Raw genomic sequence first — 12971 nt, forward strand, 5'->3', positions numbered from 1 at the left:
GGTGATGCTGCCCACATGTCGTCCTATGCCTCGGGTGTCTCGGACCTGCCCCTGCTCGGTGAGACCATCGGCGCCAACCTGGAACGCACTGTTGCGCGTTTCGGGGATCGGGAGGCGCTGGTCGAGGTGGCGTCGGGGCGGCGCTGGACGTACGCGGAATTCGACGAGGACGTGAACCGGCTGGCCCGGGGGCTGCTGGCGCGCGGCATCGAAAAAGGCGACCGGGTCGGGATCTGGGCCCCGAACTGCGCCGAGTGGGTGATCACGCAGTACGCGACGGCCAAGATCGGCGCGATCCTGGTCAACGTCAATCCGGCCTACCGGACCCATGAGCTGCGGTTCGTGGTCGAGCAGTCGGGCCTGACGTTGCTGATCAGTGCCGTGTCGTTCAAGACGAGCGACTACCGCGGCATGATCGAGGAGATCGGCTTCGGTGCCGCCGTCTACATCGGCGAATCCAGCTTTTCCGATTTATCGCTCTCAGGCGACAAAACGCGCATCGCGGATCGTGCGGCCTCGCTGTCGTTCGACGACCCGATCAACATCCAGTACACGTCGGGCACGACCGGTTTCCCCAAGGGCGCCACCCTCTCGCACCACAACATCCTCAACAACGGCTACTTCGTCGGCGAGCTGATCAATTACACCGAGCGCGACCGGGTCTGCCTGCCCGTGCCGCTCTACCACTGCTTCGGCATGGTCATGGGCAACCTGGCGGCCACCTCGCACGGCGCCTGCATCGTGCTGCCCGCGCCCGGCTTCGACCCCGCGGCCACCCTCGCCGCCGTCGGCCAGGAGCAGATCACTTCCCTGTACGGGGTGCCGACCATGTTCATCGCCGAACTGGGCCTGCCCGACTTCGCCGGCTACGACCTGTCCTCCCTGCGTACGGGGATCATGGCCGGCTCGCCGTGCCCGGTCGAAGTGATGAAGCGGGTCGTCGCCGAGATGAACATGAGCGAGGTCGCCATCTGCTACGGCATGACCGAGACGTCCCCGGTCTCGACCATGACCCGGCCCGACGACACCCTGGCCCGGCGCACCGAGACCGTGGGCCGGGTGATGCCGCACCTCGAGTCCAAGGTCGTCGACCCCGGCACCGGCCGCGTCGTGCCCGCGGGTGAACCGGGCGAACTGTGCACGCGTGGCTACTCGGTGATGCTGGGCTACTGGGACCAGCCCGAGGCCACGGCCGAGGCGATCGACGCCGCCCGCTGGATGCACACGGGCGACCTGGCCACGATGGACGACGAAGGCTACGTCAGCATCGTCGGCCGGATCAAGGACCTGGTGATCCGCGGCGGCGAGAACGTCTACCCGCGTGAGGTCGAGGAGTTCCTCCACACCCACCCCGACATCGCCGACGTGCAGGTGATCGGCGTGCCCGACGTCAAGTACGGCGAGGAGCTGATGGCCTGGATCGTCATGCGCCCCGGCGCGACCCCGCTGACCGCCGACGACGTCCGGGAGTACAGCGCGGGCAAACTCAGCCACTACAAGGTGCCGCGCTACGTCCACGTGGTCGACAGCTTCCCGATGACCGTCACCGGCAAGGTCCGCAAGGTCGAGATGCGCGCACAGGCAGTGGGGATCCTGGACCTCTGAGGCAACAGGGTTCTCAGCGTCGATAGATCGTGAAGGAATAGCCGACCTGGTCGATCTCGGTGCTCGAATCGATCAGCTGCTTCAGGCGGTTGCGGGCCAGCGCCACCCGCGAGTCGGAGACGACCAGCAGCCCCCGGACCTCGTCGATCGGCACGGTGAGCGGGTTGCGGCCCTCGATGTCGTAGTAGGCCGGCACGCCCGCGCCCTTGTAGACCAGCCATACCGGCTGACCCGGATATTTCTCCTTCAGGTGCCGGGACAGGCGGGGCAGGTCCTGACCCCAGTCGACGTTCGAGTCGTGCAGGTTCTCATGGGTGCGGGCCGTGCCGCCGAAAGCCTCGTTCGAGTACGGCAGGTAGTACGGGAACGTCAGCAGCGCACTCACCGCGACGAACCCGGCCAGAGCGGTCGCCGGGACCCACGCCCACCGCCACCGGATCAGCACGACGGTGCCGGCTACTACGGCCAGCATCATCGGCATGAAGATGACGTAGCGGGTGCCGTAGTTACGCGACCCGGTCATCGCGACCAGCATCAGCACCCCGGCCGGCACGAGCAGATACAGCGCGGCGACCCACTTCTTGATCAGCAGGGTGACCGTGCCGGCCAGCCAGAGCAGCAGCATGCCGATCGGCGTCTTGATCAGCAGAGCGACCGGCAGGTAGTACCAGAGCGAACCCTTGTACGCCTCGCCGAGCAGGAACCCGTTGGTGACCTTCTGTTCGAGCCGGAACTGGATCAAAATCCCGTCCCGGTACGACGGGGGCAGGGGCAGCAGGTCGACGACTTGGGCCTTGAGACCGCTCGGGTCGAGCCAGGCCGGGGTGGTCCAGCGCAGCCGCGGGTCGACGATCAGGTAGACCAGCCAGACCACCGCCACCGCGATCAGCCCCACCCCGATCGCCGCGAGCACGCGCTTGCCGAGTTCGCGCCACGCCCTGATGGGCCCGGGATTGACCACGGCCGGTGCCAGCAAAACCAACAGCAGAGCCATCGGTACGGCGGGGAGGGTGCTCATCCGGGTGGCCAGCGCAGCGCCCAAGGCCAGCCCGGCGAGCGGCAGGTACCGGCGCGGATGCTCCCGGGCCCGCCACAACATCCAGAACGTGACCAGCACGAAGCCCGCGGCCGGCACGTCCAGCGTGGCCAGCGAGCCGTGCGCGATGATGTCGGGCGAGAACGCGTACAGGGAAAGGGCGATGAGACCGGCCCAGCGCCCGGCCAGATCGCGCGCGAAGAACAGCACGGCCAGGCCGAACAGCAGCGTCAGCACGATGATCGGCAGCCGCGCGGCCAGCATCAGCTCGAACGGGTTGTGGCCGCTCTCGTAGAGCAGGTGGCGGCCCAGGTTCGTCTGATTTCCCCGGTACGCCGGGTCGAGCGCGGCGCCGGTGAACGCCAGCCCGGCCGCCATGAACAGCTTGGCCAGCGGCGGATGCTCCGGGTTGTAGAGCACCTGATGCTGGTCGAGGTAGAACTGCGCCGTGGCGACATAGACGGGCTCGTCGATCGTCGGCGACTGCTGCACGGCGGTGGTGACCATGGCCAACGCCATCTGCCCCAGCAACAGCACCACGGCGAGCGGATAGAGCCATCGCCGCAGCAGCATCGCGCCACAGTAGCCCGGTGACCGGCCAAGATCACATCACCCGCGGAATTCGCCTTCCGGGATGGTGGCCGGGTCCATGTTCTTGGTCGCCTCGGCCAGGCGCAGCTCGACCCGGCGGATCTTGCCCGAGATCGTCTTCGGCAGGTCGGCGAACTCGAGGCGGCGGATCCGCGCGTACGGCGGCATGTGCTCCCGGGCGTACGCGAAGATGGCGTCGGCCGTGGCGGCGTCGGGCGGCCAGCCCTCGGCCGGCACGACGTAAGCCTTGGGCACGTTCAGGCGTACGGGATCGGGGGAAGGCACCACTGCCGCCTCGACCACCGCCTCGTGCTCGATCAGCACGCTCTCCAGCTCGAACGGGGAAATGCGGTAGTCGGAAGCCTTGAACACGTCGTCGGTGCGTCCCACGTACGTGATGTAGCCGTCAGCGTCACGGGAAGCGACGTCGCCGGTGTGGTAGTAGCCGTCGGCCATCCGCTCGGCCGTGAGCCCGGGATCGCCGTGATAGCCCACCATCAGCCCGGCCGGGCGCGGGTCGAGCGCCACACAGATCTCGCCCTCGTCGGCCTCCGCGCCGGTGGTCGGGTCGATCAGCGCGATCCGGTAACCCGGCACCGGGCGGCCCATCGAACCCGGCTTGACCGGTTGGCCCGGCGTGTTGGCGATCTGCACTGTCGTCTCGGTCTGCCCGAAACCGTCGCGGATCGTCACGCCCCACGCCTTGGCGACCCGATCGATCACTTCGGGGTTGAGCGGCTCGCCGGCCCCCACGACGATGCGCGGGGGAGTGGCCAGCGCCGACAGGTCGGACTGGATGAGCATGCGCCACACCGTCGGGGGCGCGCAGAAGCTCGTCACGGCGCAGCGCTGCATCTCGGCCAGCAGCCGGCCCGCGTCGAACCGCGTGTAGTTGTAGATGAACACGCAGGCCTGCGCGTTCCACGGGGCGAAGACGTTGCTCCAGGCGTGCTTGGCCCAGCCCGGCGACGAGATGTTGAGGTGCACGTCGCCCGGACGCAGCCCGATCCAGTACATGGTCGAGAGGTGGCCGACCGGATAGGAGGCGTGGGTGTGCTCGACCAGCTTGGGCTGCGCCGTCGTGCCCGAGGTGAAATAGAGCAGCAAGGTGTCGCTCGCCTTGCTCTTCCCCTCGGCAACGAAACCGACATTACCGTCGTACGCGTCTTTCAGGGGGCGCCAACCCTCGACGGGCTCGCCCACCGCGATGCGGGTGACTTCGGTGTTCACCTCGGCGAACTTGCTCGCCGCGGCCGACGCGGCGATGACGTGCTGGGCGCCCCCGCGCGCCACCCGGCCCGCCGAGTCGGCCGGCCCCAGCAGCGGCGTCGCCGGGATGAGAACCGCGCCCAGCTTGATCGCGGCGAGGATCGTGTCCCACAACTCGACCTGATTGCCCAGCATGACGACAATACGGTCACCCCGGCGCACCCCCTGGGCCTGCAGCCACGTGGCCACCTGCCCCGACCGGTGCGCCATCTCGGCGAACGTGAACCGCTGCTCCGAACCGTCCTCCTCGACGATCCAGAGCGCGGGCGCGTCGTTGCCCTCGGCGATCACATCGAACCAGTCGAGGGCCCAGTTGAACTCGCCGTCGCCCAGGTCGGGCCATCGGAACCGCTCGACCGCGGCGCCGTAGTCGCCGGCGTGGGCCAGCAGGAAATCACGTGCGGCCTGGAACGAGGTCGTGGTCATCTGGTCCTCCCGGATCCCCCGGGTCAGATGCTAATCGTCCGCGTCGCCACCAGGCCACGTCCGAGATCACCCGTGACGGTCGCCATGGCGAGCGGGCCGCCGTCGTCCTCCACCGGCCGCGCCAGCGCCAGATGGGTCGCGTTCTCCCAGTACGCCGCGGTGCCGTACACCAGCACGCAGGCGTCCGCGGGCAGCCCGATCTGGCCGGCGCGCACCGGGTCCGCCTTCAGCTCGGGGCGCACCTCGAAACTCAGATGCGGCCAGCGGCCCTCACCGGCCCCCGGGAAGACCGTCGTGAAGCCGACCCAGCCCTGCTTGTCGGTCATCTGGACGCCGCGCAGATAATTCTGGTCCGCCAGCCCCGGCGAGTGCAGCGAGTAGGCGCCGTCACGGTCGGCGTGCCACAGGTAAAGGGCGTGCCGCGCGAGCGGCCGGCCCGAGTTCGCGCTGACCAGCCGCAGCCGCACCCGCAGCGGAACGCCGCGAGCGACCCCCGACGCCTTGCCGAAACTGCGCCGGAGGTCGCCGCGAACGATGCCCGAACGGCTGAGAACATCCTTGTCCGCACCCGCCAGGGTCGCGACGGTGACCCCGTTGACCAGCCCCATCATGCGGCGGCGGCGCAGCACCGGGAAGTCCACGGCGAGCCCGACGCCGTGTTGCTGCCGCTCATCCACCTGCATCTGCGTGGTCATCCGGTCCCCTCCGTCGACGATCGGCCTTCATTACGCAGCCCGCTCGTTGCGGTTCCCGGTCCCCCCGGGTTGCAGCCCGGTTGCAGCGCCGAATCCGTTCTCGAGGTCATGGCTCCGGCAGGCTGTGGTCGTGCTCGGGCAGACAGAGGTAATCAGCGCACCTGGGCTGATACCTTGGCCCGGCTTTCTTGAGAGCTGGCCGGAAAGATGCGTACCGCGAATTCATACCGGCCTTCACCCGCCTGGCGCCGGCCTTGGAAGAACCGAATGTCCCAGGTGCCGGCGTCGTCGGGAAAATCATCGACGACTACAGTCGCGAGCTCTGCGTCCACCGGCAGATTCCAATAACTGCAGTAGGCACGAAGATGGACCCGGGCCAGGGTGATTGCCTCGTCTTTGACCAAGACGGTGAAATCTTCGTTCCTGCGCCGGGCCCGGGAACGAACCCGCCTGATGAGCCATTTCAGGCCATCGTAGGCGGCGTTGCCGGGCACGCCGCTCGCCGCCGCCCCAGCTACGAACGAGATGCCGATCAGGATGCCGTCATAGGACCAGAGAAATTCCCCTGGACCCATGCTGGCGTGCCCGCTGCCATGAGAAGTGGATCGTTCTTGTCCGGCGAGCGGGCGGCCTTCCGCATCGTCGAACGAAACCCATCCCTCCCGCCACGCGGTTTCGTCCGGCCAGTACCGATCGTCCGGTTCGCCGAAGGCCTCCTGGTCTCCGCCTGACAGGTCGTAGGCCCGGTCCAAGCACGAGTCCAGGAATTCCTCCACCGCCTGCCGAACGGACTCCTCGGGGACTGCATTCGCAGCCAGGTTCAAATTTCGATGGACGGTGGCAAGGTGTCGACAATCCTTCGCAGATCCGACATCGGTGCGGTGATGTCGGTTCGTTCGATATGGAGGATCTTGATCGGCTGCCAGCCAAGCTGTGCGGCGAGCTGTTCCCTGCTCAGCCCTCGGCTCAGGCGCAATGAGGTGATTGCCCGAGCGACCCGGCCTCTGACCAGTGATCGTGATGGCACTGATCCGTGCATCGACATCCCCCTCGGCGAGAGGTTTCCGCATCCAGCATTGCATGCGGTCGCACGGTCCCCCTTATCTTGGCGAGCGGCGGTCTTGGTGCCTGAGGGTCCCCGGGGTCATGCCGTTACCGGACGATTCGTAACTTGGCTAGCCGTTAATCCGTTATGAGTCGTGCGGTTACCAAGCGCGTTCACAGGCGGTACTGTCCGTTTCATGGGTGAAGATCGATCTTCCGAAGTTCGGGAGCGGTCCGATGCGTCCACGGTGGACGCCCTGCACTACGACGACGAAGAGCTGCCGGCCCGCGACCTCAAGGGCCGCATCGGCCTGGCCGTGGCGATCGTCGCCTTCGCGGTGGCCGTGCTGGTGCTGTGGCAGGTGTTCCGTCCGCTGGCCCGCGGCAGCCAGTACTACCTGATCATCTTTCTGGCCGGCACCTTGCCGCTGGTCTTCCTGGCCTACCGATCGCGCGTAGGGAAGAAGAAGAGCGACAACCCCACGATCGCCGACTGGGTCCTGGCCGCGGCCACGCTGGTCGTCTGTCTCTATCCGATCAGCCCGTTCGGCGGCGGCTACGACGGTTTCCTCGACCGGCAGGGTCTGCTCGAGCCGGCCGACATCGCGTTCGGGGCCGTCCTGCTGGTGCTGGTCGTCGAGGCATGCCGGCGCACCACCGGGTGGGCGCTGCCCGTCGTCTGTCTCGCGTTCCTCGCGTACGGGTATTACGGCGGCCTGCTCCCGCAGAACTGGCCGATCGCCCACGCGGGGCTCGACTTCTCACAGATCGTCGATGCGCTCTACAACTCGGGCAGCGGGTTCTACGGCACCCCGCTCGACGTCGCCGCCACGTACATCGTGTTGTTCACCATTTACGGCGCCGTGCTCGACCTGTCGGGGGCCAGCCGCTTCTTCGTCGACTTGTCGGTGGCTGCCTTCCGCAGGTCGCGCAGCGCGGCCGGGCGTACGGCGGTGGCGGCCGGTTTCCTGCTCGGCACGGTTTCTGGTTCGGGCACGGCCACCGCGGTCAGCGTGGGTGCGGTCACCTGGCCCATGCTGCGCCGCGCGGGTTACCCGGCCGAGCAGGCGGGCGGCATGCTGGCCGCGGCCGGGGTCGGCGCGATCCTGTCCCCGCCCACTTTGGGTGCGGCCGCGTTCATCGTCGCCGAGTACCTCGACGTGTCGTACCTGACCGTCCTGGGCTGGGCGATGATCCCGACGGTCCTCTACTACCTGGGCATCCTGCTCGCGGTGGAGATCGACGTACGCCGGTTCCGGGTCCGTTCGCTGGAGACGCCGCAGGTCAGCACGTTGCGCCTGCTGGGCCGTTTCGGCTACCACTTCTCGTCGCTGGTGCTGATCGTGGTGCTGCTGGCGCTGGGGCAGAGCGCGACGCGCGCGGTCGTCTACGCCACGCTGCTGGCTTTCGCGCTGTCCTTCCTGGACCGTCGTTCCTGGCTGACTCCGCAGCGGCTGTTCACCGCGTTGAGCGCCGGGGTGCGCGGGGTGCTGCCGGTGGTCGCGGTCTGCGCCGCCGCGGGCATCATCACCGCCACCACGACGAAGACCGGGCTCGGGGCGCAGCTGGCGTCCCTGCTCGTACGGGGTGCGCAAGCGATCACCGACAACCCGACGGCGGTGCTGGCCCTGACCGTGATCCTGGCCGCGATCGCGCTGTCCGTCCTGGGCCTCGCGGTTCCCGTGACGGCCAGCTTCATCATCGGGTGGGTCATCATCGGGCCCGCGCTGCTCGCCCTCGGGGTGCCCGCACCGGCCGCGGCCATGTTCGTCTTCTACTACTCCGTGCTCAGCGAGGTCACCCCGCCGACGGCGCTGGCCGCGGTGGGCGCGAGCGCGATCACCGGCGGGCGCACGATCCCGACGATGTGGCAGGCGCTCAAGTACGCCCTGCCGGCGTTCCTGGCCCCGATCGCGTTCGTCCTCACGCCGTCCGGGTCCTATCTGCTGGCTCGCGGCCCGTTCCTCGACATCGTCTTGGCCTCGCTGGCCGCGATGCTGGGCGTGGCCGGTCTGGCCGTCGCCACCGGCGGCTGGGTGCTGGGTGTGGGCCGGGCCGGCACGGGCGCCCGGGTGCTGGCCGCGCTGGCCGGGCTGCTCTTGCTCTATCTGGAGCCCCTCACGATCGGCCTCGGCATCGTGCTGCTGGCCGCGGCCGCCGGTTGGGCGGCATGGGAGAAACGCCGCAACGAGACAGGAACGGGGTTGACATGAGACGCATGACAGCAGCCGCCGCCGGGCTCGCGCTCGCCCTCGCCGGCGCGCTCACGGCCTGCGGCGGGCGGCAGGACGCCGCCTCGACCGACGCCGGTGGGGAGGTGACGTGCGACGTCGCCAACGAGACCCGGATCGGCATCGCCACCGGCAACGCGACCGGGGTCTACTTCGCGCTGGGCAACGCCTACGCCGAGCAGATCGGCGCGGCCGGCGGCAAGGTCAAGGCCACCGCGGCCGAGACGGGCGCCTCCGTGCAGAACATCCAGCAACTCGTGGCGGGCACCTACGGCGTCGCGTTCTCGCTGGCCGACACCGCCGCCGACGCGGTCAACGGCACCGGCAGCTTCGACAGCAAGCAACCGATCGCCGCGCTGGCCCGCATCCACACCAACTACACGCAGGTGATCGTGCGTAAGGCGGCCGGCATCAAGGACGTGGCCGGTATGAAGGGCAAACGGGTCTCGACCGGTTCGCCGAAGTCCGGCACCGAGGTCATCGCCAACCGCCTGCTGACCGCGGCCGGACTCGACCCCGCCCGGGACATCAGCGCCCAGAAACTCGACCTGACCAAGACCGTCGACGGCATGAAGGAAGGCTCGATCGACGCGCTGTTCTGGTCGGGCGGCCTGCCCACCCCCGGGGTCACCGACCTGCTCACCACCTCCGGCGCCCAGGTCGAGTTCCTCGACATCACGCCGCTGCTGCCCGCGATGCAAAAGATCAACGAGGTGTACGAGGAGGGGACCATCCCCGCCGCCACCTACAAGCTGGCCGCCGACACCAAGACGATCGTCGTGCCCAACGTGCTGCTGGTGAAGGACGACCTCGACGCCAACGTGGCCTGCACGCTGACCAAGACGCTGTTCGACCGCAAGCCGCAGCTCGAACAGGCCAACGCGGCCGCCAAGGAAATCACGCTCGAACAGGCCCGCAACACCGACCCCGTGCCGCTGCACCGCGGCTCCGAGAAGGCCCTCGACGATTTGGGCGCACCCAAGTAACGGGGTTGCGGAAAAGGCTGGGAGAAGGTCATCATGGGCGCATGATGACCTTCTCTCGGAAGGGCGCGTGCGCCCTCGCGCTTTGATCGCGACCGCGCGGCGACAGGCCGCGCTCCGTAACGACTTGTGGTCCCAGGCGGTGGAAATCCGCGACAATTGGCTCGAGGTCGCCATGACGACCAAGCCGGTCGACCACACCATCACCGAAGAGGCGATCGCCTCGATCTACGCGCGGCATCGCCGGCGGCGTCCCGAATTTGTCTGGGTCACCTCACCCCGGGCCGCGCTTCCCCTCCTCGACGGGCTCCCGTCCCACGAGGACCTGCTGACCGAGTTCGGCGTACGGCCGGTGGCCGGCGACATAGCGGCCGGCCTGTCGCGGCTGCGGTCCGCTCTCGAAGCCGACTTCACCGAACCGCCCGCCGACCGGCCCCCGCCCAAGCGCAAGAAGGGTGAGCGCTGGCCCCGCATGCGCCCCGACCAGGCCCTCGAGGCTGGGCTGCCGTTCCACGAAGTGCTCGTGCAGGGCGTACGGGAAGAGCTTTGGCGCCGGTTGTCGCGGATCTATCTGCCCGTCCGGGCGGCGCTGGGCCCGGTCCCGGTCGGCTGGTACGGCCACCAGGACGCCTACTGGGTGGCATTCGCCGACGTCCTGCGGAGAACCAACCTCGTTCCCGTACGGGAAAGCCGCGAGTTCGAGGAGTGGGCCACGCTCACCCGCTCGGGCGGCTGGTGGTGGCCCGGCGACCACCGCTGCGTGCTGGTCGAACGCCCGGTGACCCTGCACACCGACCCCCTCGTCGTCGAATACGGCGACGGCTGGTCCGTACGGTAGATCCGCGACCCCACCGATGCGCCTCGAAAAGCAATTGCGGGGCGTATCGGTGGGTCCTATGGTTTGGTGAGTCCGCGAGAACACCACGAAAGGGGATCGAGATGAAATGGCATGACGCCGTTGCCGTCCGCCTGTGTGTGAGTGCCGCGGAAATGTGGCGCGCGGGCTGACCCCGCACCCTTTTCGGACATTTCCTATGGGCGTAGCTCAACGGGGAGAGCGCCGGCCTCCAAAGCCGACAGATGCGGGTTCGAATCCTGCCGCCCGTGCTTCCCCGATCAACAATTGAACAGTGGGCGGCGGCCGTGCGGGCCGGCTCATCGGGCTCGCCGGCGGGGAACATTTGCGCTACCCCGCCAACGCACCGCCGCCGCCCCTCAGCCCTCGTCGCGCACCAGGCAGAACGGGTGCCCGGCCGGGTCCAGCAACACCCGTACGTTCGGCTGCGGCTGATGCTCGGCAACCGTGGCGCCCAGGGCCTCGGCCTCGGCCACCGCGGCATCGAGGTCGCCCACCTGGAAGTCGAAGTGCATCATCGGCCGCTGCCGTTCCCCGACCGGCGGCCAGACCGGCGGCACATAACCCTCGGCCTGCTGAAAAACGACGAAGGAGGAGCCGTCGGGCCGGGTGGCCAGCACGGTGGTCCCCGGCTCCTCGTGCACGACCGGCCAGCCGAGCAACGCCGAATAGAACCGGGCCAGTGCCGCCGGGTCGGGCGCCTCGACCGCCATGCCCCACCACATGCCCGGGGTGCGTGATTGCAACATGCCCACACCGTAGGACCGGTTGCGGACGATCCGCTGCCGGAAGCTTGTCGTCGTAGCTCAGCGGCAGAGCGCCGCCCTCATAAGGCGGAGGCCGGTGGTTCGAGACCACCCGACGACACCGAGTCCATTGACGGCAGCGCACTTGTGCTGTGGCCGCAGAACCGAGTCTGAACGTCGCCGAGGTGTTGCGCGAGCATCTTCAATCGGTGAGCCCTGATCGCGCGAGCTCCGGCGCCAGATCTGGTCCAACAACTCCCAAGAAGGGCTGAACAAAGAGATCCGTCGCCGCACCGACGTCGTCGGGATCTTCCCGAACCGGGCCGCGATCACCCGCCTGGTCGGTGCCGTGCTGGCCGAACAGACCGACGAATGGGCCGAAGGGCGCTGCTACATGGGCCTGGACCTGCTCCGCAAAGCCCGCCTCCTCCCAGTCGCCACCAGCCAGGACACCGAACCCGACCAGCCCGCCGAGATCGCCGCATAGCGTCCACCCACACGGATCAGCGATGGCCGACTCTTACATCACGCCAGGGGACGTGACCGGCAGGTCAGGGGCGCAGGCGAGACCGACCAGGCCGTGAGCACGTGGATCAGGGTGACGTGGCGGCAAGGGTGGAAATCTGACGTTGAACCTTTCAGTTCAGTTTTATAAGGTGAACCATGTGGTTCAACAAGAGGGATTGGATCGGGTGTTCGCCTCGTTGGCCGACGCCACCCGCCGGGGTGTGCTGATCCGGCTGGGCGAGGGGCCGGCGACGATCGGTGAGCTCGCCGAGCCGGCCGGCATCACGCTGACCGGCATGAAGAAGCACGTCCAAGTGCTGGAGGACGCCGGGCTGGTGGTCACCGAGAAGGTGGGCCGCAGCCGGCAGTGCCGCCTGGCGCCGGCGCCGCTCGATTCGGCCATGGCGTGGATCAGCTTCTACCAGCGACTGTGGGCCCGCCGCCTCGACGGCCTGGACGCCTACTTCACTCTGCGCCGAGGCGCGCAGCCAACTGACGAAAGTGAGCTCAGCGATGACGCTTGACATGCGGGTCACCCGGCAACTTCCGGCGACTCCGGAGGAGGTCTTCGACGCGTACACCGACGCCGAGAAGCAGAAGGTCTGGTTCAGCATCCTCGACGAGGAGCCGGGCATCGTCGAGATCGAGGTCGACTTGCGTGTGGGGGGCCGGCAGACCGCCGTGTGGGGGCCCGACAAGGACACTCTGTTCCGCGAGACCCAGACTTTCCTCGAGATCGACCGGCCGCACCGGCTGGTCACCGAGTCGGTCGGGTCGGGGCCGGACGGGCAGGAGATGTCCACCCGCATCGAGGTCACGTTCGAGCCGCAGGGCGACGGCACGCTGATGACCGTCGTGCAGAGCGGATTCCCCGTGCCCGAGGTCCGCGACTTCTTCGCCGGCGAGGTCTGGCAGGGCGCGTTCGCCCGTATCGAGGCCTACCTGAAGCGGGCCCGCGCCGATGCTTAGGGCTGCGGGCGCC

12 protein-coding genes, 2 tRNA genes and 1 pseudogene are annotated in these 12971 nt (G+C 68.4%); 9 read left to right on the top strand and 6 right to left on the bottom strand.

The features are described 5' to 3' along the window. The first annotated feature begins 15 nt into the window (after positions 1-15). A complete protein-coding gene (locus tag BKA14_RS38630; protein WP_184955672.1) occupies positions 16-1605 on the top strand; it encodes an AMP-binding protein in 1590 nt (529 codons plus the stop codon). A 13-nt stretch (positions 1606-1618) separates the two neighbouring features. Here the strand turns inward: BKA14_RS38630 and BKA14_RS38635 are convergent, their stop codons facing one another. The 5 genes from BKA14_RS38635 to BKA14_RS45630 form a co-directional block, all read right to left on the bottom strand. Next, entirely contained in the window at positions 1619-3214 is a 1596-nt protein-coding gene (locus tag BKA14_RS38635) for a glycosyltransferase family 39 protein (protein WP_184955673.1), read from the bottom strand. Positions 3215-3250: 36 nt separating this feature from the next. Beyond that, positions 3251-4927 (bottom strand): AMP-binding protein, encoded by a 1677-nt coding sequence (locus BKA14_RS38640; protein WP_184955674.1) that lies wholly within the window; start codon positions 4925-4927, stop codon positions 3251-3253. Between the two features lie 23 nt (positions 4928-4950). Next, positions 4951-5622, bottom strand: a complete 672-nt coding sequence (locus BKA14_RS38645) for a dioxygenase family protein (RefSeq protein ID WP_184955675.1) — start codon at positions 5620-5622, stop codon at positions 4951-4953. 152 nt (positions 5623-5774) lie between these two features. Next, a complete protein-coding gene (locus BKA14_RS38650; RefSeq protein ID WP_184955676.1) occupies positions 5775-6374 on the bottom strand; it encodes a hypothetical protein in 600 nt (199 codons plus the stop codon). A gap of 68 nt (positions 6375-6442) precedes the next feature. Beyond that, a complete protein-coding gene (locus BKA14_RS45630; RefSeq protein WP_369076895.1) occupies positions 6443-6667 on the bottom strand; it encodes a helix-turn-helix domain-containing protein in 225 nt (74 codons plus the stop codon). A 196-nt stretch (positions 6668-6863) separates the two neighbouring features. Here BKA14_RS45630 and BKA14_RS38655 point away from each other — a divergent pair, with 196 nt between their 5' ends. The 4 genes from BKA14_RS38655 (at position 6864) to BKA14_RS38670 (ending at position 10987) form a co-directional block, all read left to right on the top strand. Then, positions 6864-8879 (top strand): TRAP transporter permease, encoded by a 2016-nt coding sequence (locus BKA14_RS38655; protein WP_184955677.1) that lies wholly within the window; start codon positions 6864-6866, stop codon positions 8877-8879. A 5-nt stretch (positions 8880-8884) separates the two neighbouring features. After that, complete coding sequence (locus BKA14_RS38660) at positions 8885-9883, top strand: TAXI family TRAP transporter solute-binding subunit (RefSeq protein WP_239092693.1); 999 nt, start codon at positions 8885-8887, stop codon at positions 9881-9883. Between the two features lie 139 nt (positions 9884-10022). Continuing rightward, positions 10023-10718: a DUF6745 domain-containing protein gene (locus tag BKA14_RS38665; protein ID WP_184955679.1), complete on the top strand. Its 696-nt coding sequence runs from the start codon at positions 10023-10025 to the stop codon at positions 10716-10718. 196 nt (positions 10719-10914) lie between these two features. Then, a tRNA-Trp gene (locus tag BKA14_RS38670) sits at positions 10915-10987 on the top strand. A 108-nt stretch (positions 10988-11095) separates the two neighbouring features. On the opposite strand, the gene BKA14_RS38675 is transcribed toward BKA14_RS38670, so the two are convergent. After that, on the bottom strand, positions 11096-11485 hold the full coding sequence (locus BKA14_RS38675) for a VOC family protein (protein WP_221477419.1): 390 nt from the start codon (positions 11483-11485) through the stop codon (positions 11096-11098). Between the two features lie 46 nt (positions 11486-11531). Here BKA14_RS38675 and BKA14_RS38680 point away from each other — a divergent pair. From BKA14_RS38680 to BKA14_RS38695, 4 genes and pseudogenes are all read left to right on the top strand, one after another. Next, a tRNA-Met gene (locus tag BKA14_RS38680) sits at positions 11532-11603 on the top strand. Positions 11604-11705: 102 nt separating this feature from the next. Then, positions 11706-11969: pseudogene (locus tag BKA14_RS38685) on the top strand (transposase); the annotation flags it as partial. Positions 11970-12147: 178 nt separating this feature from the next. Further along, entirely contained in the window at positions 12148-12513 is a 366-nt protein-coding gene (locus BKA14_RS38690) for an ArsR/SmtB family transcription factor (RefSeq protein ID WP_184955680.1), read from the top strand. Then, on the top strand, positions 12503-12958 hold the full coding sequence (locus BKA14_RS38695; protein ID WP_184955681.1) for an SRPBCC family protein: 456 nt from the start codon (positions 12503-12505) through the stop codon (positions 12956-12958). Before BKA14_RS38690 ends, BKA14_RS38695 begins: the two co-directional genes overlap by 11 nt. Positions 12959-12971 lie beyond the last annotated feature (13 nt).

The organism is Paractinoplanes abujensis (assembly GCF_014204895.1).
Taxonomy (GTDB): Bacteria; Actinomycetota; Actinomycetes; order Mycobacteriales; family Micromonosporaceae; genus Actinoplanes; species Actinoplanes abujensis.